Annotated in this window: 22 protein-coding genes, 1 tRNA gene and 1 pseudogene; 11 read left to right on the top strand and 13 right to left on the bottom strand. The window is 70.3% G+C overall.

The window, feature by feature from the left end; all coding sequences use genetic code 11:
- Positions 1-27: 27 nt before the first annotated feature.
- The 8 genes from OHL10_RS17630 to OHL10_RS17595 all read right to left on the bottom strand — a co-directional run bounded on the left by OHL10_RS17630 (position 28) and on the right by OHL10_RS17595 (position 10,944).
- Entirely contained in the window at positions 28-1,638 is a 1,611-nt protein-coding gene (locus OHL10_RS17630; protein WP_265523550.1) for an ABC transporter substrate-binding protein, read from the bottom strand.
- A 49-nt stretch (positions 1,639-1,687) separates the two neighbouring features.
- Positions 1,688-2,680 carry a carbohydrate ABC transporter permease gene (locus OHL10_RS17625; protein WP_265523549.1) on the bottom strand — a complete coding sequence of 331 codons (993 nt, stop codon included), beginning with the start codon at positions 2,678-2,680 and terminating at the stop codon, positions 1,688-1,690.
- A 7-nt stretch (positions 2,681-2,687) separates the two neighbouring features.
- Positions 2,688-3,641 (bottom strand): ABC transporter permease, encoded by a 954-nt coding sequence (locus tag OHL10_RS17620; protein ID WP_265523548.1) that lies wholly within the window; start codon positions 3,639-3,641, stop codon positions 2,688-2,690.
- Positions 3,638-4,675, bottom strand: a complete 1,038-nt coding sequence (locus OHL10_RS17615; RefSeq protein ID WP_265523547.1) for a LacI family DNA-binding transcriptional regulator — start codon at positions 4,673-4,675, stop codon at positions 3,638-3,640. Before OHL10_RS17615 ends, OHL10_RS17620 begins: the two co-directional genes overlap by 4 nt.
- Positions 4,676-4,838: 163 nt before the next feature.
- Complete coding sequence (locus OHL10_RS17610) at positions 4,839-7,757, bottom strand: glycoside hydrolase family 32 protein (RefSeq protein WP_265523572.1); 2,919 nt, start codon at positions 7,755-7,757, stop codon at positions 4,839-4,841.
- A 234-nt stretch (positions 7,758-7,991) separates the two neighbouring features.
- Complete coding sequence (locus OHL10_RS17605; protein WP_265523546.1) at positions 7,992-8,765, bottom strand: ATP-binding cassette domain-containing protein; 774 nt, start codon at positions 8,763-8,765, stop codon at positions 7,992-7,994.
- Positions 8,762-9,817 carry an ABC transporter permease gene (locus OHL10_RS17600; RefSeq protein WP_265523545.1) on the bottom strand — a complete coding sequence of 352 codons (1,056 nt, stop codon included), beginning with the start codon at positions 9,815-9,817 and terminating at the stop codon, positions 8,762-8,764. Before OHL10_RS17600 ends, OHL10_RS17605 begins: the two co-directional genes overlap by 4 nt.
- Positions 9,818-9,819: 2 nt before the next feature.
- Entirely contained in the window at positions 9,820-10,944 is a 1,125-nt protein-coding gene (locus OHL10_RS17595; protein WP_265523544.1) for a substrate-binding domain-containing protein, read from the bottom strand.
- A 113-nt stretch (positions 10,945-11,057) separates the two neighbouring features.
- Between OHL10_RS17595 and OHL10_RS17590 the strand changes: the two genes are divergently transcribed.
- From OHL10_RS17590 to OHL10_RS17580, 3 genes and pseudogenes are all read left to right on the top strand, one after another.
- Positions 11,058-12,137 (top strand): LacI family DNA-binding transcriptional regulator, encoded by a 1,080-nt coding sequence (locus OHL10_RS17590; RefSeq protein ID WP_322645588.1) that lies wholly within the window; start codon positions 11,058-11,060, stop codon positions 12,135-12,137.
- Between the two features lie 156 nt (positions 12,138-12,293).
- A pseudogene (locus OHL10_RS18690) lies at positions 12,294-12,584 on the top strand (cytidine deaminase); the annotation flags it as partial.
- Between the two features lie 48 nt (positions 12,585-12,632).
- Positions 12,633-12,998 carry an ASCH domain-containing protein gene (locus OHL10_RS17580; protein WP_265523570.1) on the top strand — a complete coding sequence of 122 codons (366 nt, stop codon included), beginning with the start codon at positions 12,633-12,635 and terminating at the stop codon, positions 12,996-12,998.
- Positions 12,999-13,011: 13 nt separating this feature from the next.
- Here the strand turns inward: OHL10_RS17580 and OHL10_RS17575 are convergent, their stop codons facing one another.
- The gene (locus tag OHL10_RS17575; protein ID WP_265523543.1) at positions 13,012-13,407 is read right to left on the bottom strand and encodes a TIGR03618 family F420-dependent PPOX class oxidoreductase; all 396 of its coding nucleotides are present in this window, start codon (positions 13,405-13,407) and stop codon (positions 13,012-13,014) included.
- Between the two features lie 63 nt (positions 13,408-13,470).
- On the opposite strand from OHL10_RS17575, the gene OHL10_RS17570 reads away from it, so the two are divergent.
- The 7 genes from OHL10_RS17570 to OHL10_RS17540 all read left to right on the top strand — a co-directional run bounded on the left by OHL10_RS17570 (position 13,471) and on the right by OHL10_RS17540 (position 20,093).
- Entirely contained in the window at positions 13,471-14,199 is a 729-nt protein-coding gene (locus OHL10_RS17570; RefSeq protein WP_265523542.1) for a nucleoside triphosphate pyrophosphohydrolase, read from the top strand.
- Positions 14,200-14,376: 177 nt separating this feature from the next.
- Positions 14,377-15,657, top strand: coding sequence for a phosphopyruvate hydratase (gene eno / locus OHL10_RS17565; protein WP_265523541.1), 1,281 nt, complete (start codon positions 14,377-14,379; stop codon positions 15,655-15,657).
- A 180-nt stretch (positions 15,658-15,837) separates the two neighbouring features.
- Positions 15,838-16,626, top strand: a complete 789-nt coding sequence (locus OHL10_RS17560; RefSeq protein ID WP_265523540.1) for an FtsB family cell division protein — start codon at positions 15,838-15,840, stop codon at positions 16,624-16,626.
- An 80-nt stretch (positions 16,627-16,706) separates the two neighbouring features.
- Positions 16,707-17,243: a DUF501 domain-containing protein gene (locus OHL10_RS17555; RefSeq protein ID WP_265523539.1), complete on the top strand. Its 537-nt coding sequence runs from the start codon at positions 16,707-16,709 to the stop codon at positions 17,241-17,243.
- 54 nt (positions 17,244-17,297) lie between these two features.
- A complete protein-coding gene (locus OHL10_RS17550) occupies positions 17,298-18,296 on the top strand; it encodes a Ppx/GppA phosphatase family protein (protein WP_265523538.1) in 999 nt (332 codons plus the stop codon).
- 102 nt (positions 18,297-18,398) lie between these two features.
- On the top strand, positions 18,399-19,889 hold the full coding sequence (locus OHL10_RS17545; protein ID WP_265523537.1) for an NAD(P)/FAD-dependent oxidoreductase: 1,491 nt from the start codon (positions 18,399-18,401) through the stop codon (positions 19,887-19,889).
- A gap of 130 nt (positions 19,890-20,019) precedes the next feature.
- A tRNA-Leu gene (locus tag OHL10_RS17540) sits at positions 20,020-20,093 on the top strand.
- 47 nt (positions 20,094-20,140) lie between these two features.
- On the opposite strand, the gene OHL10_RS17535 is transcribed toward OHL10_RS17540, so the two are convergent.
- Positions 20,141-20,980, bottom strand: coding sequence for a helix-turn-helix transcriptional regulator (locus tag OHL10_RS17535; RefSeq protein WP_265523569.1), 840 nt, complete (start codon positions 20,978-20,980; stop codon positions 20,141-20,143).
- A 208-nt stretch (positions 20,981-21,188) separates the two neighbouring features.
- On the opposite strand from OHL10_RS17535, the gene OHL10_RS17530 reads away from it, so the two are divergent.
- The gene (locus tag OHL10_RS17530; RefSeq protein WP_265523536.1) at positions 21,189-22,133 is read left to right on the top strand and encodes an SDR family oxidoreductase; all 945 of its coding nucleotides are present in this window, start codon (positions 21,189-21,191) and stop codon (positions 22,131-22,133) included.
- Positions 22,134-22,139: 6 nt separating this feature from the next.
- Here the strand turns inward: OHL10_RS17530 and OHL10_RS17525 are convergent, their stop codons facing one another.
- From OHL10_RS17525 to OHL10_RS17515, 3 genes are all read right to left on the bottom strand, one after another.
- Positions 22,140-22,568: a VOC family protein gene (locus tag OHL10_RS17525; protein ID WP_265523535.1), complete on the bottom strand. Its 429-nt coding sequence runs from the start codon at positions 22,566-22,568 to the stop codon at positions 22,140-22,142.
- Positions 22,569-22,670: 102 nt separating this feature from the next.
- On the bottom strand, positions 22,671-22,940 hold the full coding sequence (locus OHL10_RS17520; protein WP_265523534.1) for a hypothetical protein: 270 nt from the start codon (positions 22,938-22,940) through the stop codon (positions 22,671-22,673).
- Positions 22,937-23,587, bottom strand: a complete 651-nt coding sequence (locus OHL10_RS17515) for an ArsR/SmtB family transcription factor (RefSeq protein ID WP_265523533.1) — start codon at positions 23,585-23,587, stop codon at positions 22,937-22,939. Before OHL10_RS17515 ends, OHL10_RS17520 begins: the two co-directional genes overlap by 4 nt.
- Positions 23,588-23,734 lie beyond the last annotated feature (147 nt).

Genomic DNA, 23,734 nt, shown 5'->3' with positions numbered 1-23,734 from the left:
GGGCCGTTCCCGCCCCCGCACCGCCGGTCACTCGCCGCCCTGCTGGAAGCGGTCGTAGGCCTGCTGGTAGACCCCGGTCACGTCGTCGATCCCCATCGAGTCGAGCTGGGAGACGTACCCGTCCCACTCGGCGTCGATGGTGCCGTTGGCGATCCAGGAGGCGAACTTCTCCTTGACCAGTGCGGTGATGTCGGTCTGGGGGAACGAGATCTGCTCGAGCTCCTCGTTGGAGAGCAGCACCGGCGGGTAGGCGTCGTTCGCGGCGAAGGGGGCGTAGTGCTCGGCGACCAGGTCCTGGCGCGCTGCGGCGCGCGGTTCCGGGGCCACGACCGTCTCGAAGTCCTTCTCCTGGATGATCTTCGGCCCGCCAGGGGCGACGAGCTGACGGCGCTCGCCCTCGGAGACGCCGGCCTCGGCGGGGATCTGCTCGAGGATCCCGTTCTCGCCTTCCTGAAGTGTCACGTCGATCGGTCCCCAGTTGGTCTGCGCCGACATCACGGGCTCGAAGAGCCGATCGGCCCAGCGCATCGTGGCCGCGGGGTACTGGTTGGCCCGGGTGATGGCCATCGCGCCGCGGTTGATCTCCTGGTTGTTGGTGACGCTGGCGAGCTTGCCGTCCACGCCCTCGAGGATGCCGAGCATGGCGTAGTCATCGACGCGGTCGTCACCGACCATCTCCTTGAGCTCCCACCAGAAGAAGGACCCCAGGACGGGGGTCTCGGACTTGCCCTTGGCGAGATAGGCGACGTCGTCGTGCGAGAAGGACTCGGGGTCGATGAGTCCCTCGGCGTGCCAGTCGGCCAGCGCGGAGACACCCTTCTTGTACTCCTCGGTGTTCGCGGTGAACTCCACCTTCCCGTCGCGGACGATGCGGTGGTCGTTGTTCTCCGGCTGGCCACCCAGTGCGGCGACGAGGTCCCAGGGGTTGGCGCAGAAGGAGTCGGTACGGAAGCTCAGCGGGATCTCGTCAGCCTTCCCGTTCCCGTTGGGGTCACCGGTCTTGAACGCCTCGAGTGCCTCGTGGTACTCCTCGATCGTGGTCGGCATGGGGAGCCCGAGCGTGTCGAGCCAGGTCTTGTTGATGTAGAGGAAGTTCGGGTACTGCAGGATCCCGAGCTCTTCGACCGACGGCAGGGTGTAGATGTGACCGTCCGAGGCCGTGATGGCCGCCCGGACGTCGGGTCGCTCATCCAGGATTGCCGACAGCGTCGGCGCGTGCTCCTCGATGAGACCCTCCAGCGGCACGAGCGTGCCGTTGGACCCGTTCTGCACCACCTCGGCGTCCGTCAGGCCGGAGTTGAAGAGCACGTCCGGAAGGTCGTCGCCGGCCAGCATGAGGCTCTTCTTCTCCTGGTAGACCTGATCAGGCAGGTTCTCCCAGGTGATCGCGATGTTCGTGTCCGTCTCCCACTGCTGGACCAGCTCCATGTCGGAGTAGTCCGGCGCGAGGGCGGACTTCGCTCCGCCGAAGGTCAGCGACAGCGTCTCGTCGACGATCGGGAGGCCTTCGGACCGGAACCCGTACTCGGTAGAGGCGTCTTCGACCTGGGTGGCCGCCTCCCCGCCGCCGCAACCGGTGAGGAGGAGGGCGCCGGTGGCCGTGACGGTGATGGTGGTGAGGAAACTGCGGTGTCTCATCATGATCTTCCTTGGTCTGGTTCGGGTGATGGTGTGGTGTGAAGAGGGATCAGTTCTTGACGGCGCCGAGAAGTGCGCCCTTGGTGAAGTGCTTCTGCATAAAGGGCAGGATGATGAGCAGCGGAATGCTGGAGACGACGATCATCCCGTACTTGATCAATTCGCCGATGCGCTGGGCGGCGGCATAGGAGTCGAGCGCTCCCGATCCGCCCGCGGCGGTGACCTCGGACTGGATCAGCACGTTCCGCAGCACCAGCTGGAGCGGGTACTTGCTCTCGTCGTCGAGGAAGATGAGCGCGTCGAAGAACGCATTCCAGTTGGCGACGAGGTGGATCATGATCATCAGGAAGATCAGCGGCTTCGACAGAGGCAGGACGATGCGCAGGAAGAACCGAAAGTCATTCGCCCCGTCGAGCTGCGCCGCGTCCCTCAGCTCACCGGGGACGTTGTTCTCGAAGAAAGCCCTGGCGATGATGAGGTTCCACACGCCGATCGCACCGGGCAGCACGACCGCCCACATGGTGTTCAGCATCCCCATGTCGCGCACGACGAGGTACCGGGCGATCAGCCCGCCGTCGATGAACATGGTGAGGATGAACAGGAGCATGAAGAACGTGCGCCCGTAGAGGTCCTTGCGTGACAGCGCGTAGGCGGCGCACAGGATCGACGCGACACTGATGGCGGTCCCCACGAGGGTGTAGAGGACCGAGTTGGCGAACCCGCGCAAGATGTCGGGGTCGGAGAAGATCCGGCCGTACCCCTCGACGGTGAAGCCCTGGGGCACGAGCCAGACGTTGCCGTTGAGGATCTCGGCCGGCTCGCTGACCGAGGCGATCACGATGAAGTAGAGGGGGTACAGGATCGCGACGATGGCGAGCCCGAGCAGCCCGATCGCGATGACGTTGAACAGCGGGTCCGCCAGACGGCCGCGCCACGGGCCGCGGCTCGGGGCTCCGGTTGGTCCGGAAGGTCGTCGAGGACGCCGGTTCGGCGTGTGGGTGGTGGAGGGCTGGGATTCTTGGGCTCGCGTGAGCTGGGTCATGGCGTCGTCACCACAGACTGGACTGGTTGGCCCGCCGCGCGACCCAGTTGAAGGTCAGCAGCAGGGTGAGGTTGATGAGGGAGTTGAAGAGGCCGATCGCGGCGGAATAGCTGAACTGGGCCTGTTGGAGACCGGCCTTGTAGACGTAGGTCTGGATGACCTCGGACGTCGGCAGGTTCAGGTCCGTCTGCATGAGCAGCACCTTCTCGAACCCGAGGTTGAAGAGATTCCCGATCGCGAGGATGAACAGGATGGTGATCACCGGGAGGATTCCCGGGATGTCGATGTGCCGGATCCGCTGCCACTTGTGAGCGCCGTCCACCCGTGCCGCCTCGTGCAACGACGGGTCGATAGCCGTCAGGGCCGCGAGGTAGACGATCATCGAGAACCCGGCGTTCTGCCAGATGTCCGACCCGATGTACAGCGGCCGGAACCACTCGGGCGAGCCCATGAAGAACACCGGCTCGCCACCGAACGTCTCGATGGCGTTGTTGACGATCCCGGAGCGGGGGGAGAACAGGAGGTGGATCATCCCGACCACCACGACCACCGAGATGAACGACGGCGAGTAGAGCACCGTCTGGGTGAACTTCTTGAACCGCTCGTTCTGCAGCTGGTTCACGACGAGCGCCAGGACGATGGGCACGGGGAAGGCCAGCAGCAGGCCGAGCGCGTTGAGGCTGAGCGTGTTCACGATGAGCCGCTCGAACTGGAACGACTCGACGAACCGCTGGAAGTGGTCCAGGCCGACCCAGGGGCTCCCGGCGAAGCCGTCCGCCGGGTTGTAGTTCCGGAACGCGATCTGTGCGCCGTACATCGGCCAGTACTTGAACAGGAGGACGTGCAGGACGGCTGGGAGGAGTAATACGTATAACTGCCAGGACCGCACGGCCCTGCGAAGCCGTGAGACGCGTAGCCGTGGGGCCGGCACGCGGTGCTGGAGGGTCGGTTGGGTGGTCATTCGCGCACCTTTGCACTCGCCACGGATCCACGAAGGACCAGTGAGCACTCGATGGGATTGTTCTGCGGGTAAGAGCCTTGTGTGCTGAGCAGGATCTCCACGGCCCGGCGTGCCATCTGCTCGAAGGGAAGCTCGACGGTGGTCAGGCCGGGATCGAGGGACGGGGCCAGGGTCTCCTGGTTGTCGAAACCGACGATGGAACAGTCGTCCGGGACGCGCAGGCCGAGGGAGTCGAGTCCGCGGTAGGCGCCCCAGGCGGTCCGGTCGTTGCCGCAGAAGATGGCCGTCGGCGGCTCGGTCGCGCCCATGAGGCTCCGGGTGGCCGCCAATCCGTCCTCGATCGTGCCGTAGCCGGCGCGGACCAGGTCAGGGTCGAACGGGACCCCGGCATCAGCCAGGGCGCGCCGGTACCCGGCGAGCCGCCCGATGCCTGCGGGCAGGTCGCTCTCGGCCGGCTGGATGTTGATCATGCCGATCCGGCGGTGTCCTGCCTCGAGCAGATGCCGGGTGGCGGTGTACCCGCCGGGCTCCTCGTCGGGGAACACGCTCGGCACGGCCCCGTCACGGTCCTGGGCGTTGACGACGACGGTCGGTACGTCGCGCAGTGCGGCGGGCAGGTCGAGAACGCGGTGGTACATCGCGGCGTAGACGACGCCGCGCACCCGGTAGGACAGCATCGTGTCGATCGCGGCCGCTTCCAGCTCCGACGTGTGATACGTATCGATGCTGAGGATGACGTGACCGGTCTCCCAGGCGAGGTTCTGGGCGCCCTTGAGGAGCTTGCCGGCGAACGGAGAGCTGGCCACCTCGTCCGAGATGAACCCGATCAGCCCGGACTCGCCGCTGCGCAGCGTCCTGGCGAAGGCGTTCGTCCGGTAGTCGAGGTCGCGGACAGCGTCCAGCACCCGGGCCTTCGTCGCCTCCGCGACCCTTCCGCCGCCGACGTCGTTCAGCACGAGCGAGACGGTCGCCTGCGACACGCCGGCTCGGGCCGCGACGTCCCACATCGTCGGCCGGGCACCCTTGCGCGCCATCTGATCCCACCTCCTCGTGAGTGCGTTATTCGTATAACCGGACCTTAATGCGGTGCGCCTCGGATCGTCAACCCCTGGGGCGTGCGCGGCACCCGTGCCGTGCACGCCCAGGGACTCGTCTGACGTCCTGCGGCCTCCGCCCGCACCTGTGTGCGGGCGGAGGTCAGCCGCAGTCGATCGGGCCGTGCGCCACCGAGTACGCACGCGAGAGCCCGCCGTCCACCGTCGTGCCGACGACGTTCACCTCGCCGGCCGAGATGCGCGTCGCCCGCGTCCCGAACGCCTGGTAGGCGAACTTCCCCGGGGAGACCGTGGACGTCCGGGACCCGTACGCGCTCTCCATGCCCACGACGACGGGCTCGTCGTGCTGGTTGGTGGCGCGGACCGCGACGTAGGCCTTGCCGCCCAGGCAGCGGGCGTCGACGTCGACGTCGACGTCGAGCTCGACGGTCGGCGTGGGTTCGGCGAACATCGACGCCCGCAGGGGAGTGACCGTGAGCGAGCGGATCTCTGCCTCCCCTCCTTCGGCGACGAGCGCGAGCCCGAGGGACGACGGGTCGGGGAAGACCTGGTCCGTGATCGTCCGGGTGCCGTCCGCCGCGAAGACCTCGACCGATGCGCGGTCGACGTACACGGACAGGTGGACCGTGCCGTCGGTGTGGTGCTCGACGGGCATCGACGACACGGAGGCGAAGTCCGGGTGGAAGCCGACGTCCCCGGACCTGGTCCGGTCGACCACGACGCGGCCGGTCCGTGCGTCGTACAGGACGAGAGTGCCCTCTTCTGTGGACGATTCTTCTGTGGCCGATTCTTCTGTGGCCGACTCTTCCGGGGCCGGTTCCCCCGTGCCCCGGCCGTCCGCGCTGAAGCCCGCGGAGGTACGGACCGCCAGCCCGACGCGCTCAGCCGTGCCCGGGTCCACGTCGAGGTCGATCTGCAGCAGGTCACCCGTCACCGGGAGAGGGTGCGTCCCGGCGACGACGGTGCCTGGTTCGCCGGTCCAGGGCTCGCCCGCGAGCTCGTCGATCTCGGGTACGACACGTTGTGCGAGCTCGATCCGTCCGCCGCTGTCCGTCAGCGTGACCTCGCGGGGGAGCGTCATCGCGGAGCGCCAGCCGGACGTGGGCGTGGCGCCGGAGTAGGACCAGTTGTTCATCCAGCCGACCATCAGTCGACGGTCGTCGGGTGCGTTGTCGAAGGACACGGTCGCGTAGTAGTCACGACCCCAGTCGAGCCACCCGTAGGACTCGGCGACGGGATCGGTCGGGTGGTCGGTGGCGACGACCTGGTCGAGGAGCACGTGGCCCCAGCCGAACCGGTTGTTGTCGACGACGCGGATCGTCGCCTGCTGGCCGTGCAGGTCGCGCACGTCCCAGCTCGTCCAGTCCAGGTGCTCGCTGTCTCGTCCGGTCGCGCTGCGTACGACCTCGCCGTCCACGACGAGGTTGACGCTCGTCTCGTCCGAGCGGACGAGCGCGGGCTCGTCGCTGAGAACGACGTGGTCGAGCGTGAGGTGTCCCCACCCACCGGTCGCCTCGTCGACGACGCGGAGGCGGGCCGTGCTGCCTCGCAGGTCGGTGACGTCCCAGGACTGCCAGTTGAGCGCACCGGCCTGAGGTCCGGTCAGATGGCGCACGACGTCGCCGTCGACGAGGAGCTGGACCTGCAGGACCTGGTCGTCGGAGTCGACACGACGCCCGCCGCCGACGAGCATGCTCAGGTGGCCGGCGTCGATCGTGAACTCGGGCGACGTCAGGGTGCCGACGTTGTCGTCGCCCCGAGGTCCGCCGTCGAACGTGTTGATCCGCCGGGCTCCCAGGTAGTAGTCGCCTCCGGAGGTCGACGGGCTCTCCGTGGCGGCGAGGTCGCCGGTACCGGTCCACCCGACGTCGGCGAGCGTCTCGCCGTCGGGGAGCTCGAACCCGTCCCACAGCAGGCTGCCGACGGGCGGTTCGTTGCCGAGCTGCGCACCGGGCACACGGGGATGCTTGCCGCCCCCGACGAGCAGGCTCAGATGGTCGCGCTCGATCGCGAACGGCGGTGACTCGAGCGTGCCCACCGGCCAGTCGCCGCCGACGAAGCTGTTCGCGAGCCCGGTACCGACGAACCCGGTCACGGCCTGCTGGCCGTTCACCGCACCGTTCGCGGGTGCGGTGCCGAACGGGCCGTCCGCCTCGTTGCCGGGCTCGTTGCTCACCGTCCACTCCCCGATCGGGCTGTCCCAACCCGGGCCCTCGAAGTCTGCGAGCAGGTCACCGTCCGGGACGGGGACTCCCTCGACGGTCGACTCGGAGGTGAACGTCGTCCCGTCGAAGTCGCCGACGAAGTACTGCCCGCCCGAGCCTCCGCCGATCGAACCGGGGTTGAGGTTGACCACGAGCACCCAGCGCGTGTTCTGCGGGTCACCGTCCACGGCCAGCTCGAACAGGTCGGGGCACTCCCAGATCCCGCCGACCGCGTTGGCAGGGCCGAACGTCGACAGATGGTCCCAGTCCTTCAGGTCCGCGGACCTGTACATCTCGACCTGGTGATCGACGGCCTCGACCGCGACCATGACCCAGTACGACGTCTCGGGCGTGCCGCCGTCGTACCAGAACACCTTCGGATCGCGGAAGTTCGCCGAGTCACGGTCCAGCACGGGGTTCGCCGCGTACTTGGTCCACGTGTATCCGCCGTCGGTCGAGTAGGCGAGCGACTGCGCCTGGATCCCGGCAAGCGTCGGGTGGGCCGGGGTGTACGCGCTCGTGTAGACCGCGACGAGCGGGGGGTCCTCGACCGTGCCGAACCCGCTGGTGTTGCCATGGTCGACCACGACCGATCCGGAGAAGATGTCCTCGACGCTGACCCCGTCCGCGTCCAGCGTCTGGGGGATCGCGACCGGCTGCTCCGTCCACGTAAGCAGGTCGGGGCTCGTCGCGTGGCCCCACGACATGTTGCCCCACGACGTCCCGTACGGGTTGTGCTGGTAGTAGAGGTGGTACGTGCCGTCGTGGAAGACGAGGCCGTTCGGGTCGTTCATCCAGTTCTGCGCGGGCGAGTAGTGCAGCCCGGGCCGGTAGGGCTCGTGCCCGACGTCGGGCACCGCCTCGGCGGGAGCCGGGGTGCGAGCGACGTCGACGGCCCCGGAGGGCGGGATCGTGGCGACCAGCAGTGCGACGCTGAGCAGCCCCGCGGTGGCGAGCCGGCGTCGTCTGGGACGAAGGGGTACAGGTACGGACACGGACGAACTCCTTTGTTCGGCGTTTGAGCGGCAGATCGGGTGTGCGCCCACGTCACGGGACGCGCGCGGGCGCACACCCGACGTCGTGCGTCGGCGTCAGGCCGCGGACGCACCAGTCATGAGCGCGACGGCCTCGGTCATGGTGTGGGACTGCGGGGTGATCGTCGCGGCACGCTTGCCGAGTCGCTGGACGTGGATGCGGTCCGCGACCTCGAACACCTGCGGCATGTTGTGGCTGATGAGGATCACCGGAATCTCCCGGTCACGCAGGGTCCGGACCAGCGCGAGGACCTGCGCCGTCTCCCGCACGCCCAGCGCCGCCGTCGGCTCGTCCAGCACGACGACGCGTGAGCCGAACGCCGCCGCACGGGCGACCGCGACGGCCTGACGCTGCCCGCCGGACAGGTTCTCCACCGGAACGGTGACGTCCTGGAGCGTGGAGATGCCCAGCTCGGTCAGCTCCGCCCGTGCGCGTCGTCGCATCCCTGCCGTGTCCATGACCCTGAAGACCGAGCCGAGGATGCCCGGCTTCCGTAGCTCGCGGCCGAGGTAGAGGTTCGACGCGATGTCGAGCGCCGGGGAGATGGCGAGATTCTGGTAGACGGTCTCGATGCCTGCCTCGCGCGCGTCCTGCGGCCGCTTGAAGTGCACGGGGTGCCCGTCGAGGAGGAGCGTTCCGCCGTCCGGTACGTAGGCGCCGGTAAGGCACTTGACGAGCGTGGACTTGCCGGCGCCGTTGTCGCCGATGATGGCGAGCACCTCGCCCGGGTACAGCTCGAGGCTCACCCCGTCGAGCCCGACGACGCGGCCGAAGGTCTTCACCAGGTCGATCGCCTGGAGGACGGGCGTGCGGTTCTCGTCGGCGTTCACTTGCGCACCTTCCGAATCCACTGGTCGATAGACACCGCGGCGATCACCAGGACACCGACCGCGAGCGTCTGGTAGAGCACGTCGAACCCGGCCAGCGACAACCCGTTGCGGAACACGCCCACGATGAGCGCGCCGAGCAGGCTGCCCCAGACCGCACCGCGTCCACCGAACAGGCTGGTCCCGCCGATGACGACCGCGGTGATGGAGTCGAGGTTGAGGTCCATCCCGACGTTCGGGCTCGCGGCGTTGGCCCTCCCGATCTGGATCCACGCGGCCAGGGCCATGATCGCGCCCGCCGCGAGGTAGACGCTCATGAGGACACGGTTGACGCGGATGCCCGCGAGGCGTGCGGACTCCTTGTCGTCACCCACCGCGTACACGTGCCGGCCCCACGCCGTCCTGCCCAGGATCAGTGCGACGACGACGTAGAGCGACAGCATGATGAGGACGCCGACGCTGATGCGCACACCCAGCACGGGGAACGTCGTGCCCGTCCAGGGCAGGAGCGCCGGCATGTCCGTCCCGCGGACGGTCGCACCACGCGAGTAGAGCAGGGCGAGCGCGGTGAAGACGTTCAGCGTGCCGAGCGTCGCGATGAACGGTGGCAGTCGCAGGCGCGTGACGAGCGCACCGTTGAGTCCACCCGCCGCGATGCCCACACCGAGGCCCACCGCGAGGGCCAGCGGAGCCGGGACGCCGTTGTTCGTCGCGGTCTGTGCGATGACCATGCTGGAGAGGACCATGATCGCCCCCACCGAGAGATCGATGCCGGCCGTCAGGATGATCAGGGTCTGAGCGACCGCGAGCGTGCCGACGACCGCGACCTGCTGCGTGATGAGCGACAGGTTCGCCGGGGCGAGAAAGCGGTCGTTGAGGAGTCCGAACACCACGATCGCGATGACGAGGACGACCGCGGGGCTCAGCGCGGGGTAGCGGTGCAACGTCCCGCGAACGCGGTCGAGCGTCGTGCGGCGGTCGAGGAACTCGCTCGCGAGGTCGTGCTCACCGTTCGACGGGGCCGCCGCCGAGGAGACTGTGGTCTGCGGTGCCATGCTCAGCCCCAGCAGATCTCGGCGGCCTCGGTGGAGTCGAGGCTCTCGACCCCGTCCACCGGTGCGTCCGTGACGAGCTCGACGCCCGTGTTGAAGAAGTCGAGGCCCTCCGACGTCTGGGGCCTCTCGCCGCCGTTCGCGAGCTCCGCGATCGCCTCGACCCCGAGCTCGGCCATCTTGACCGGGTACTGCTGGCTGGTGGCGCCGATGATGCCGGACGTCACGTTCTCGACGCCCGCGCAGCCGCCGTCGACCGAGACGAGGAGCACGTCGTCCTGGACACCTGCTGCCTGCAGCGCCTGGTACGCGCCGTACGCCGCGGGCTCGTTGATCGTGTAGACGACGTTGACGTCGGGGTTCTTGGACAGCAGGTTCTCCATCGCCGAACGGCCACCGTCCTCAGCGCCCTGCGTCGCCTCGTTCCCGACGATCTCGTACTCGCCACCGCTGTAGGAGCCCGCCGCGGCCTCGTCCCCGTTCACCGCAGGGTCGGCGACCTCGATGCCCATGCCCTCGAGGAAGCCCTGGTTGCGGTCGACGTCGACCGAGACGACCTTGTCGTCGAAGAGGTCCAGGAGCGCGATGGTCGCCTTCTCGCCGTCCAGGGTCGCGGCCGTCCACTCACCGATGCGCTGCCCCGCGAGGCGGTTGTCCGTGGCGAAGGTGATGTCGACGGCGTCGGCCGGGTCCGGAGGGGTGTCGAGCGCGATGACGAACAGGCCGGCGTCGCGCGCCTTGCCGAGCGCGTCGACGACCGACGGACCGTTCGGCGTGATGAGGATTCCCTGCTCGCCCTTGGCGATGGCGTTCTCGATCGCCTGGATCTGGGTGTCCTCGTCGCCGTCCTCCCTGCCCGCGGCAAGCGTGAGGTCGACCCCGTGCTCGGCGGCGGCGGCCTTCGCGCCGTCCTGCATCGCGACGAAGAAGGGGTTGGTCGTCGTCTTGACGATGAGAGAGACACCCACGGCGTCTCCTTCGTCGCCGGTGTCGCCGCTGTCGCCGCCCGATGTTCCCGGGTCCGAGCACGCCGAGAGCGTGAGAGCGAGGGCGGACAGGCTCGCCGTCCCGATGAGCAGACGTGCACGAGGGCTGCGGGGCGCCGTCCGGAAGGTCCTGGAGATCGTCATTGAATTCGTCCCTTGCTCGTGGATGCCGAGGCACCCGACAACGTTGTCGGTTCCTAGGTATAGGCCACAATGGCCGAGGGGGCAAGCCGCCCACGCGAAACGGAGACCAAAACGTGACATCGCTGTCAAGGGAGGTGGGCGACCTGAGCGGGCTGCCGGAGCAGGTCGTCTCCGGCAAGCGTCGCGCACGGATGCGCGACGTGGCCGAGCTGGCCGGAGTCGGCATCAAGACCGTTTCGCGGGTCGTCAACGGTGAACGGGACGTCTCGCCCGCGACCTCCGAAAAGGTGCTGGCGGCGATCGAACGTCTCGGCTATCGGCCGGACGTCTACGCCGGCAACCTGCGCCGTTCCGAGGGGCGGACCCGGACGCTCGGACTCCTCGTGAGCTCCGTGGCCAACCCGTTCGCGTCCCTCGTGCACCGTGGGGTCGAGGAGGTCGCGAACGAGCGTGGCGTCGCCGTGTTCGCCGCGAGCCTCGACGAGGACCCCGCAGCCGAACCGCGCAAGATCGATGCCTTCCTCCGACGTCGTGTGGACGGACTCATCCTCACCACCATCCGGCCCGATCAGTCCTACCTGGCACCCGAGCGCGACCGCGGCACACCCATGGTGTTCGTCGACCGGATCCCCCACGGCATCGACGCCGACGCGGTCGTGTGCGACAACGCCGAGGGTGCTGCCGCGGCGACCCGCCACCTCGTCCAGCACGGTCACCGACGCATCGCGTTCCTGGGTGACCTCGAGACGATCGAGACGGCACGTGCCCGGCGCGAGGGCTTTCTCGCAGAGCTGGCGCGCGCGGGGATCGCGGCCCAGGACGCACCCGTCATCACGGACCTGCAGAGCGAGGAGGCCGCGGAGGACGCGGTCAGACGCCTCTTCACGCGCGCGCACCCGCCCACCGCCATTTTCAGTGCGCAGAACATCGTCACCAATGGGACGATCCGCGCGCTGCGCGCGACGGGGATGTCCCACCAGGTCGCGCTCGTGGGTTTCGACGACATCTCCCTCGGTGACCTCCTCGACCCCCCGGTGACCGTGGTCGCCCAGGACCCCCTCCGGATCGGACGCCTCGCCGCCGAGCGACTCTTCGCACGGCTCGACGGGGATGTCGCACCGGCCAGCACGACGGTCGTCCGGACACGGCTCGTCGTGCGAGGCTCCGGCGAGATCCACGCCCCTGTCGATTGACGAGCGCCTCGAGGGGCGCGCAGCACCGCGTCCGTCGGGCCTGTCGACCCTCGCACCACGATCGGCCTTCCACCTCGTCGTGGGTGGTGCTGTAGAGGCCCCCGCCAGCGATGACGGCGCGTGGGGAGCGTCCGTTCTCGGGCAGACTTGGCGCCCATGGAACCTCTCCGGTCCGAACGCCGTGTGATCGAGGCCGCCGAATCGCTGGCACGTGCTCTCGGTGACAACCCGCATCACACCGTCGCTGCCGCGGCACTCGATACACGAGGTCGCCTCCACACTGCCGTGAACGTCTTCCACTTCACGGGCGGTCCCTGTGCAGAGGTCGTCGCTGTCGGAGCCGCTGCGATGGCGCAGGCTGGGCCCCTCGTGGCGATGGCCGCTGCCGGGGACCGGTCACGTGGGCTCATTCCTCCCTGTGGCCGCTGCCGACAGGTGCTGCTCGACCTTCACCCCGACGTCCTGGTGGCCGTCCCGACCGTTGACGGTCCTCAGATGCGACAGATCGCGAAGTTGCTTCCCGACACCTACTTCTTCCCCGACGCACAGGCCGAGCGGGTCTTCCGGCTCAACAAGCGCTACTACGAGTCAGTCGCCAGTGGGACCAAGACCTCGTCGGTGCGGTGGGACGAGAGCGTGCCGGCGGGTCCAGCGATCTTCTACTTCGAGGACGATGAACGTCCTCCGTTGCGCGGGGAGATCTTGGCGGTACGTCGGTACAGCCTTGACGACCTGACGCCCGAGGCGTTGCGGCTCTCCGACGGCGAGACGGTCGAGGGCTATCTCGACGGTCTGCGGCGGCACTACCCGACGATGCCCGCCGACGCCGAGGTGGACGTCGTGGACTTCGTCGTGCGCTGAGCGTCGCCCGCACTCAGCCGAACGACTCGCCGGTGGCGTGCTCGACCTCGACGAGGAAGGCGACGCGGTCCTCGCGCAGCGGGTACGGCGTGCCGAGGTACGCCTGGGAGATCCGGTCGATGATCGCCCACCCGTCGTCGCCGTCGACCACCCGTACGACGCGGCCGCGCAGCTGAGCCATCTCCCACGAGCGTTCACGATCGCTGATCGACACCGCGACGCGGGCGTCCCTTGCGAGGTTGCGCGCCTTGCGCGACGTCGGGCCGGTGAGGAAGGCGAGGTGCTCGCCCTCCCACGCGACCCACAGCGGGACGCTGTGGGGGGAGCCGTCCGGGAGGACGGTCGCCAGGTGGGCGATGTTCGGCTCGTCGACGAGCCGGTGGACCAGGGGGTCGACGGAAGGTGTCATGGCCGGTGGACCACCGTGGGCGCGCGAACTCATCGGTGGGGCTGCCGTCCCTACGATGGGGGCATGGCTGACACCTCCGCCCCGGAACCCGTCTCGGGACCCACGCCGCCGGACGGCGCACTCGACCGGCTCGTCGAGGTGATGGACCGGCTGTACTCGCCGGGCGGGTGCCCGTGGGACGCCGAGCAGACCCACGAGTCGCTCGTGCAGTACCTCCTCGAGGAGGCGCACGAGCTCGCGGAGGCGATCGAGGTCGGCAACCGGGCGGAGATGCGCGAGGAGCTCGGCGACCTGCTGCTGCAGGTGGTGTTCCACGCCCGGATCGCCGCCGACGACCCGCAGGACCCGTTCACGGTCGACGACGTCGCGTCCGACCTCGTCGCCAAGCTGGTGCGCCGCCACCCGCACGTGTTCGCTGCTCCCGACGGCTCGCTGGCCCCGGCGACGGACCTGCACGCCCGGTGGGACGCGATCAAGAAGGTCGAGAAGCAGCGCTCGTCCGTCCTCGAGGGTATCCCGCACGCGCAGGGCGCCCTCGCCCGGGCGCAGAAGGTCGTCTCCCGGGCGGGCCGCGCCGGGCTGGGCGACGTCGTGGCTCGGGCGGGCGCGACGTCGGGCACCACGGGCGGGGGAGCGGAGCCGACGGCGCAGGACCGCCTCGGGCTGGATCTCCTCGCCCTCGTGCACCGCGCGCAGGAGGAGGGCGTCGACGCCGAGACGGCCCTGCGCCGGACGCTGCGCACGGTCGAGGACGGCATCCGGGCCGCGGAGCGTCCCGCACCTGTGGTGTGACCCGGCGCGGTCGGGGGACCTTCGTCCCGACTTCTCCCGGTCGTGGCCCGTCGAGGGTGGACGCCTTGGCGCCCGCGGGAGCACGAGGACTACTCTTGGGTCGTAAACCCACCAGTCACCAACCACCGGTCGACCGCGCGCCCCGGGCGCGTGCTCAGACCTGCTGAAGGAGCATCCGTGGCTAGCATCGAAGCCGTAGGCGCACGCGAAATCCTCGACTCTCGCGGCAACCCGACCGTCGAGGTCGAGGTCGTCCTGGACGACGGGACGTTCGCCCGCGCCGGTGTCCCCTCGGGCGCCTCGACCGGGGCCTTCGAGGCCGTCGAGCGCCGTGACGGCGACACCTCCCGCTACCTGGGCAAGGGCGTCGAGGGTGCGGTCAACGCCGTCATCGACGAGATCGCCCCCGAGCTCATCGGCTTCGAGGCCGAGGACCAGCGCCTCATCGACGGCGCGCTCATCGACCTGGACGGCACCCCGAACAAGGGCAAGCTCGGCGCCAACGCGATCCTCGGCGTCTCGCTCGCCGTCGCCAAGGCCGCCGCGAAGAGCGCCGGCCTCGACCTGTACCGCTACGTCGGCGGCCCGAACGCGCACGTCCTGCCCGTGCCGATGATGAACATCCTCAACGGTGGGTCGCACGCCGACTCCAACGTCGACATCCAGGAGTTCATGGTCGCCCCGATCGGCGCCACGTCCTTCCGTGAGGCGCTGCGCACCGGTGCCGAGGTCTACCACTCGCTGAAGTCCGTCCTGAAGAGCAAGGGTCTCGCGACCGGTCTCGGCGACGAGGGCGGCTTCGCCCCGAACCTGCCCAGCAACCGTGACGCCCTCGACCTCATCCTCGTCGCGATCGAGCAGGCCGGGTTCGTCCCCGGCAAGGACGTCGGCCTCGCGCTCGACGTCGCCGCGACCGAGTTCTTCCGCGACGGCGCCTACCAGTTCGAGGGCAAGGCGACCAGCACCGAGGAGATCGTCGCCTACTACGCGCAGCTCGTGGCGGACTACCCGCTGGTCTCCATCGAGGACCCGCTGTCCGAGGACGAGTGGAGCGCCTGGTCGCAGCTCGTGGCCGAGGTCGGCGACAAGGTGCAGATCGTCGGCGACGACCTGTTCGTCACCAACCCCGAGCGTCTCGCGAAGGGCATCGAGCTCCGCTCCGCGAACTCGCTGCTCGTCAAGCTCAACCAGATCGGCACGCTGACCGAGACCCTCGACGCCGTCGAGCTCGCGCAGCGCAACGGCTTCACCGCGATGGTCTCGCACCGTTCCGGCGAGACCGAGGACACCACCATCGCCGACCTGTCCGTCGCGACGAACGCCGGCCAGATCAAGACCGGTGCCCCCGCCCGTGGCGAGCGCATCAACAAGTACAACCAGCTCCTGCGCATCGAGGAGGCCCTGGACGACGCCGCGCGCTACGCCGGCCGTGCCGCCTTCCCCCGCTGGACCGCGTGACCCTGCGTCACTGACGCAACGGGTGGCACGCCGCCCAGGACGCCCGGCAGGCCATCGGCCTGCCGGGCGTCCGTGCTCCGGGGCAGCTGATCACCCTGCAGGGGTGAACATGCTGTGTCGATCGATGGCGCGCCGTCGGCGCTGCGCACCGCGTCGAGCGCGGGGCGGCACAATCTGACCATGCCGTCCAGCCGTCGTCCCGCCGCGCCCAGCGGAGGCGCGCGCCCGGGCGGGCGCGCCTCCTCCGCGGGGTCACGCAGCACCGCACGTCCGACGTCGGGCACCCGGACGAGCACCGGACGCGCACCGAAGGCCGCCGCACCCGCGGCGAAGAAGCCACCGACACCGAAGGGCTCCGCCAAGAAGCCGGCCACGACGTCCGCCTCGACGTCCGCCTCGACGTCCGGCAGAGCCACGGGGGCCAAGAAGGGCACCCGCACGACCACACGCTCGGGCAGCGGCCGCACCCGCCCCCCGGCGCTCGCCGAACGGCGACGCAGCCGCTACGGGCTGCTCCTGCCCGAGGTCATGACGGTGCGGATCCTGGTCCTGTCCGTCGTCGGGCTCCTCGCGGTCGTGCTGCTGCTGCCCACCGTGCGCGCGTACGTCAACCAGACGGGCGAGCTGCGTGAGCTGCGCGCCGAGCTGGCCCAGGCCGAGGCGAACCGCGACGCGCTCCAGATCGAGCTGGACCGCTGGTCGGACGAGAACTACGTCGTGACCCGTGCGCGCGACGAGCTGAGCTTCGTCATGCCGGGGGAGAAGGCGTGGCGGATCATCGACCCGGAGACGGTGGTCGACGACATCGACCCGCAGACCGGGCGCACCATCACCGAGGGGCCGGTGGGTGTCGGGCCGGCCGACGACACCCCGTGGTACGAGTCGATCTGGCGGTCCGTGCAGATCGCGGGCGAGCACGACGGGTCGACCGCGGACGTGGCACCCGCCGAGAACGGGGACAATGGGTAGCGGCGTGCCCGGTCCAGGTCCACGCTGACGCCTCGGGGACCGACCCGCGCGCGTCCGAGCCACCCCAGAACGGATCCGCAGTGACCGACCCGCAGCACCCCTCCCGCCCCACGACCGGCGAGCCCGCGGGCACCGACGTGACGGACCGCGACATCGAGGTGCTCACCGAGCAGCTGGGTCGCCCCCCGCGCGGGCTCGTGGGGATCGCGGCGCGCTGCGTGTGCGGTCGACCGACCGTCGTCCGCACGGCCCCGCGGCTCGAGAACGGGACCCCGTTCCCCACGACGTTCTACCTGACGGCGCCCGGGGCGGTCGCCGCGACGTCCACGCTCGAGGCCAACGGGGTGATGCGGGAGATGACGGCCCGGCTCGACGAGGACACCGAGCTCGCGGCCGCGTACCGCCGGGCGCACGAGCACTACCTCGCCGAGCGCGAGGCCCTCGGTCACGTCGAGGAGATCGACGGGATCTCGGCCGGCGGCATGCCCACGCGCGTGAAGTGCCTGCACGTGCTCGTCGGGCACGCGCTGGCCGCCGGGCCCGGCGTCAACCCGCTCGGCGACGAGGCCCTCGAGATGATCCGCGACTCCTGGCGCCCCGACCGCTGCACCTGCTGACCGAGGTCTGATCGAGGTCGCCCGCCCGCCGCGCGGGGTGGCACCCTTGGACCCATGACTTCTGGTTCCACCACCCGGGTCGCGGCGATCGACTGCGGGACGAACTCCATCCGCCTCCTCGTCGCGGACGTCGACCCCACCACCGGCACCCTCGTCGACCTCGACCGGCGCATGGAGGTGGTGCGGCTCGGCCAGGGCGTCGACCGCACCGGCCGGCTCGCACCCGACGCGCTCGCCCGCACGCTCGAGGCCACGGCCCGCTACGCCCGCGTGATCGAGGACCTGGGGGCGACCCGCGTGCGCTTCGTCGCGACGTCGGCCACGCGGGACGCCGAGAACCGCGCCGAGTTCGTCGAGGGCGTGCGTGCGGCCCTCGGGGTGGACCCCGAGGTCGTCTCCGGCGACGAGGAGGCGGCGCTCTCCTTCCGCGGCGCGACCGGCACGGTCGCGGGCGCGCACACCGGCCCGTTCCTCGTCGTCGACCTGGGCGGTGGCTCGACCGAGCTGGTGCTCGGCGGCGCGACGCCCGACGCCGCGTTCTCCATGGACGTCGGCTGCGTGCGGATGACCGAGCGGCACCTGCGCTCCGACCCGCCGACCGAGGCCGAGATCGCCGCCGCGACGGCCGACGTCACGGCGGCCCTGGACGAGGCCGCACGGACCGTCCCGGTGGGGGAGGCGACGACGCTCGTGGGGCTCGCGGGGTCGGTCACCACGGTCACGGCGCACGCCCTCGGGCTCACCGCCTACGACCGCGACCGGATCGACGGCGCCGTCCTCGACGTCGACGCCGTGCTCGCCGCGTGCGACGACCTGCTGCACCGGTCGCGCGCCGAGCGGGAGGCGCTCGGTTTTATGCACCCGGGGCGGGTGGACGTCATCGGTGCGGGTGCCCTCGTGTGGTCCCAGGTGGTCCGCCGGGTGCGTGCCGACGTCGCCGCCGCGGGGGGCGAGCTCACCGCAGTGGTCACGAGCGAGCACGACATCCTCGACGGGATCGCCTGGTCCCTCACGGAGGACCGTGCGCTCGCGGCGGGTGGCGCGACGTCCTGACCTGCGCGGGGACCTGGCACCCCGTCAGAACGTGCCGCGCGTCACGCCCAGCAGACGGACGCACGGTTTTCGTGACGGTGGACGCGGTAATACTCTGGAACCATGCCTCAGAATGACCTGACCTCGGTCAGCCCTGCCGTCGAGCAGGCCACAGCGCCCGCTGCCGCCGCGCGCCCCCGCAAGGTCCCGCGCGTCGTCGTCCTCGGTGGCGGCTCGGTGGGCCTGTACTCGGCACGCCGTCTGCGCAAGAAGCTGGGTCGTCGGGAGGCGGCGATCGTCGTCGTCGACCCGCGTCCGTACATGACGTACGCGCCCTTCCTGCCGGAGGCCGCCGCGGGGTCGATCGACGCCCGCGACGTCGTCGCGCCGCACCGCCGCGCCCTCAAGGGCATCGACGTGCTGCAGGGCAAGGTCACGGCGCTCGACCACGGCACGCGCCAGGTCGAGATCACCCCGGAGGAGGGTGACCCGTACTCGATCACCTACGACCACCTCATCGTGGGCCTCGGCTCGGTCTCCCGCACGCTGCCGATCCCCGGGCTCGCGGAGGCCGCCATCGGCTTCAAGAACGTGGAGGAGGCCATCGCCGTCCGCAACCACGTCATCAACCGGATGGACGTCGCCTCCTCGACCTGGGACCCCGAGCTGCGCCGTCGTATGTTGACGTTCACGTTCATCGGGGGTGGCTTCGCGGGCATCGAGGCGCTCGCCGAGCTCGAGGACATGGCGCGCTACGCGACCCGCAACTACGCGACGATCGAGGAGTCCGACCTCCGCTTCGTCATGATCGAAGGGTCCGCCCGGATCCTGCCCGAGCTCAGCGAGCCCATGGCCGCCTACGCGCTCGAGGAGCTGAAGAAGCGCGGCATCGAGTTCCACCTCAGCACGTTCCTCAGCTCGTGCGTGGACGGCCACGTCGTGACGTCGACCGGCGTCGAGTTCGACTCCGAGACCATCGTGTGGACCGCGGGCGTCAAGGCGAACCCGGTGCTCGGCGAGTCCGACCTGCCGACCGACAAGATGGGCCGTGTCACGGTCCGCGCCACGCTCCAGATCGCGAACGAGGACGGCACGATCGTGCCGGACGCCTGGGCCGCGGGCGACTGCGCCGCCGTCCCGGACCTGCTCAACGAGGGCAAGTTCTGCCCGCCGAACGCCCAGCACGCGATCCGTCAGGCCAAGCGCCTGGCCGACAACCTCGCCGGTGTCCTGCGCAGCGAGGAGCCCGTCGAGTACAAGCACAAGAGCGTCGGCACGGTCGCGTCCCTCGGCCTGAACAAGGGCGTCGCCGAGCTGTTCGGCGTGCTCAAGCTGCGCGGCTGGCCGGCGTGGCTCATGCACCGCAGCTACCACGTCATGGCGATGCCGACGGGCAACCGCAAGATCCGCATCCTCATCGGCTGGATCGGGCAGTTCCTCATGGGCCGCGAGCTCGTCTCGCTCGGCTCGCTGCACGACCCGCGTGCCGAGTTCCGTGCCGCCGCCGTGCCGCCCAAGCCGAAGGCCGAGGCGCCCGCCCAGAGCGCGCAGAGCTCTGCCGCCGCGGGCGTCGACCCCGACCTGTCGAAGCAGAAGGGCGCCAAGACCGCCTGATCGGGCGGTTCGAACGTGACGTGCGGGGGCGGGCCGGGAGACCGGCCCGCCCTCTTGCGTGTCCGAGGCCGTGCCCGACGACGTGCCCGACGACCTGCCAGACGGCGGTAGCGTACGTCCCGTACGACCCGCCCCCGTAGCCCAACTGGCAGAGGCAGCCGACTTAAAATCGGCACAGTCAGGGTTCGAACCCCTGCGGGGGCACCGACAGCCGGCACGGGTGCGTCCTGCCCGTGCTGCGACACGGTGGCTCATCGGAGCGAGTGCGCCCCGATGACCGACAGCAGCTGCAGCTTGTCGTAGCTCTCGCTCCCGGGAACGGCGGTGTAGACGAGCAGCATGTGCGACTGCCGCGGGTCGAGCAGCGACTGGCAGGTCAGCTCCAGGGCGCCGAGCTCGGGGTGGACGAAGTTCTTGACCTCCTGGGGCCGGAGACCGACCTCGTGGTCGTCCCACACCTCCCGGAACTCCTCGCTGCGTGCGAGGAGCAGGTCGGCGAGCTGCGCCGCACGTGAACCGGGACCGCGGAGCGTGACCACCCCGCGCAGGCCGGACACGAACAGCCGGGTCAGGAACGGGTGGTCCCCGGGAGCGTAGAGCTCTCGGGTCGCCGGGTCGGTGAACCATCGGTAGCCGATGCTGCGGGCGGGCCCGGTGTAGCGGGTGAGGTCGCCGGTCAGCGCGACGCCGAGCTCCGTCTGCCGCAGCGTCTCGCCGAGCTCGGTGACGATCTCCGCGGGGGTGTCGTGCAGCCGGTCGAGGATGCGCAGCAGGCCGGGGCTGATGTGCTCGCCGGTCGCGTCACGCGTCGGTGCGTGATGCCCGGCGAGCCGGAACAGGTGGTCGCGCTCGTCGAGGGAGAGGTGGAGTCCTTGCGCGATGGACGCGACCATCTGCTCGGACGGCTGGGGCCCGCGCTCCTGCTCGAGGCGAGAGTAGTAGTCGGTCGACATGTGGCAGAGCGCGGCCACCTCCTCGCGCCGCAGGCCGCTCGTCCTGCGGCGGCGCCCGCGCGGGAGCCCGACGTCCTCGGGCTGCAGCGCCTCCCGGCGATGGCGGAGGAACTCCGCCAGCCCGGTCCGGTCGATCACCATGCACGCCCCCTTCGATACCCGCCTCGGTGCTTCCCTCGGTGCCACCTCATTCTCGCCGCCGGCGGCGCAGGTATCCACGGCTTCTCGATCCCCCTCTCCGGTCTGGCCGGGCCTCCTCGATCAGGGGATCGAGGGGCCCTGGATGGCGCCGCCGTCGCCAGGCACGGTGGGGACCTCGACCCGACGACCTCCAGGAGTGATCCCCATGCCACGCAAGCCCGTCGACATCACCGTCCCCGACCTCTCCGGACGGCGTGCCGTCGTCACCGGTGCCAGCGACGGCATCGGCCTCGGCATCGCCACGCGCCTCGCCGCCGCCGGCGCGGAGGTGCTCCTGCCGGTCCGCAGCGCCTCCAAGGGTGCGGCCGCGATCGACTCGATCCGTCAGAGGCACCCGCACGCGGACGTCTCGCTGCGCGAGCTCGACCTGGCTTCGCTGGCGTCCGTCGCCGCCCTGGGTGAGACCCTGCGGGAAGAGGGCCGGCCGATCCACCTCCTCGTCACCAACGCCGGCGTCATGACCCCGCCCGAGCGACAGACGACCGTCGACGGGTACGAGCTGCAGCTCGGCACCAACTTCCTCGGCCACTTCGCCCTGGTCGCCCAGCTGCTGCCGCTGCTGCGGGACGGCCGCGCGCGTGTGACCTCGCAGGTCAGCGTCGCGGCGAACCGGGGTGGCATCAGCTGGGACGACCTGAACGGGGAACGGTCCTACGACGGCATGTCGGCGTACAGCCAGTCGAAGATCGCGGTCGGGCTCTTCGGGCTCGAGCTCGACCGGCGCAGCCAGGCCGGCGGCTGGGGCATCACGAGCAACCTCTCCCACCCCGGGATCGCGCCCACGCGCCTGCTCGCCGCTCGCCCCGAGCTCGGCCGTGACGGCGACACCAGGGGACGACGGCTCATCGGCGCGATGTCCGAGCGCGGCATCCTGGTCGGCACCGTCGAGAGCGCGGGTCTTCCCGCCCTGTACGCCGCCACGTCCCCCGACGCCCGACGGGGCGCCTTCTACGGCCCGAGCGGACCCGGCCACATGGGCGGGGCTCCCGCGGAGCAGAAGCTCTACTCCCGCCTGCGCAGCCACGAGGACGCCGCGCGCGTCTGGCGGGTCGGTGAGGAGCTCACGAAGGTCCCGATCCCGCAGGTGTGAGCTGCGTCAGGAGAGGCCGGTCGGTCCCTGCGGCTCCTCGGTCCCGGAGGTGCCCTCCTGGCCGAGGAGGATCTCGTTGCCGTCGGGGTCCAGGACCCGGGCCATCCGCTCGCCCCACGGCTGGTCCTCCGCGGGTGCCACGATCGTCACGCCCGCCGCGGCGAGCTGCTCGACGGCGTGGTCGCAGTCGTCGACGTAGATCCAGAGGGTGACAGGGCCGCCGTGCGGTGCGACGTGGTGCCCGCTCGCATGGGTGCCGTGCTCGGACTCGTGCGCGATGCCGAGCGTCGAGTGCCCGATCCGCACCGCGGCGTACGCGGGCGGCCCGTCCGGCGGGTAGCTGTACTCCACACGACCCCGCAGGAGGTCGCGGTAGAAGGCCAACGCCCGACCGATGTCGGTCGTGGTCAGGATGGGAAAGATCGAACGGAACATCGCCGCCTCCTCGCGCGTACCCGGGCGCGGCCCACGCCCGGCAGGCTCCATGGTGACAGGCCGAGGTCTCCGGCGCGCGTCACGTCGCTCGTCGTAGGGGGGTCAGCGCAGGAGGAGGGGGTGCTGCTGCGCCGCGTTGTCCCGGCGGCGGTCGACGAGGTCGGCACGCGCCGCGACGGCGGCGCCCGGTACGGCGCGTCGTGCAGCACGGTCGAGCCGCGCGGCGCGGGTCCCGGCGCGTCGCAGTCCCCAGGTCTCGAGCGCTCGCCCGGCCGCCACGAGGAGCCGGTCGGTGCGCCTCAGCGCGGCGGTCCGGTACGGCGTGAGGTCCGTGGTGCGCGTCGAGGCGGTGTGGTGGGTGAGCGTGGTCATGACGGGTTCTCCTTGCCGTCGACGAGCGGGAAGATGTTGAGGTGCAGCTGCACCGGGCGGGCGCCGGGCAGCTCGTGCTGGTCGCGGTACGGCGCGAGGATCGCCTCGGCCGCGTCGTGCAGCTGCGCGCTGACCGCGGCGAGCTGTTCGCGCGTCAGCGAGAGGTGCATCGTCGTCAGGACCGCGCCGTCGATCCAGGCGGGGTCCATGTCGGGGGCCGCCAGCATGAAGTCCGTGATCTTGCGCTGGCGGCTCAGCTCGAACTCGCGGTTGATCGTCTGCGTCGCGGTCATGGTCGCCACGTCGTCGGGATCGGTCGGCAGGGCGACGGTGAAGCCGCCGGCGGGACGGTCCCACCAGCGCTCGCGACCGGTGCCCTTGCCGGGGACGTCCTGGACGAAGCCGTGCTTCTCGAGCTGGCGCAGGTGGTAGCTCGTCGCGCCGCTGGACTCGCCGAGTCGCTGCGCGAGCCCGCTCGCCGTGCTGGCGCCGTGGGTTGCGATGGCGTCGAGCAGCGCGATCCGCAGGGGGTGCGCGAGTGCCTTGAGTGCCTCGGGGCCGACGGGATCGAAGCGGTGGGGAATCGAGGCTGGGTCCGGGCTCGTGCCAGGAGCCGGGCTCTGGTCGGTCGGATCGTCGGTGCTCATGCGTCGAGAGTACGCGTGCAAAGAACTCTTTGCAAGAGATTCTTTGCAGACGTTTCTTTGCACGCCCCGCGGGCGGGCTCCGCGTGGTAGTCCGGGACCCGACTCAGACCGGTCTCAGGCCTGTCTCAGGTCGCGGTGGCAGGATCA

This window comes from Oerskovia flava (genome assembly GCF_026163685.1).
Taxonomy (GTDB): Bacteria; Actinomycetota; Actinomycetes; order Actinomycetales; family Cellulomonadaceae; genus Oerskovia_A; species Oerskovia_A flava.
This window is presented reverse-complemented; position numbering and strand designations above follow the sequence as displayed.

Coding starts and splice junctions, on each gene's coding strand:
- OHL10_RS17630 (WP_265523550.1), bottom strand. CDS start 1,638: ATGAGACACCGCAGTTTCCTCACCACCATCACCGTCACGGCCACCGGC.
- OHL10_RS17625 (WP_265523549.1), bottom strand. CDS start 2,680: ATGACCCAGCTCACGCGAGCCCAAGAATCCCAGCCCTCCACCACCCAC.
- OHL10_RS17620 (WP_265523548.1), bottom strand. CDS start 3,641: ATGACCACCCAACCGACCCTCCAGCACCGCGTGCCGGCCCCACGGCTA.
- OHL10_RS17615 (WP_265523547.1), bottom strand. CDS start 4,675: ATGGCGCGCAAGGGTGCCCGGCCGACGATGTGGGACGTCGCGGCCCGA.
- OHL10_RS17600 (WP_265523545.1), bottom strand. CDS start 9,817: ATGGCACCGCAGACCACAGTCTCCTCGGCGGCGGCCCCGTCGAACGGT.
- OHL10_RS17595 (WP_265523544.1), bottom strand. CDS start 10,944: ATGACGATCTCCAGGACCTTCCGGACGGCGCCCCGCAGCCCTCGTGCA.
- OHL10_RS17580 (WP_265523570.1), top strand. CDS start 12,633: ATGCGACAGATCGCGAAGTTGCTTCCCGACACCTACTTCTTCCCCGAC.
- OHL10_RS17575 (WP_265523543.1), bottom strand. CDS start 13,407: ATGACACCTTCCGTCGACCCCCTGGTCCACCGGCTCGTCGACGAGCCG.
- OHL10_RS17570 (WP_265523542.1), top strand. CDS start 13,471: ATGGCTGACACCTCCGCCCCGGAACCCGTCTCGGGACCCACGCCGCCG.
- OHL10_RS17560 (WP_265523540.1), top strand. CDS start 15,838: ATGCCGTCCAGCCGTCGTCCCGCCGCGCCCAGCGGAGGCGCGCGCCCG.
- OHL10_RS17550 (WP_265523538.1), top strand. CDS start 17,298: ATGACTTCTGGTTCCACCACCCGGGTCGCGGCGATCGACTGCGGGACG.
- OHL10_RS17545 (WP_265523537.1), top strand. CDS start 18,399: ATGCCTCAGAATGACCTGACCTCGGTCAGCCCTGCCGTCGAGCAGGCC.
- OHL10_RS17530 (WP_265523536.1), top strand. CDS start 21,189: ATGCCACGCAAGCCCGTCGACATCACCGTCCCCGACCTCTCCGGACGG.
- OHL10_RS17525 (WP_265523535.1), bottom strand. CDS start 22,568: ATGTTCCGTTCGATCTTTCCCATCCTGACCACGACCGACATCGGTCGG.
- OHL10_RS17520 (WP_265523534.1), bottom strand. CDS start 22,940: ATGACCACGCTCACCCACCACACCGCCTCGACGCGCACCACGGACCTC.
- OHL10_RS17515 (WP_265523533.1), bottom strand. CDS start 23,587: ATGAGCACCGACGATCCGACCGACCAGAGCCCGGCTCCTGGCACGAGC.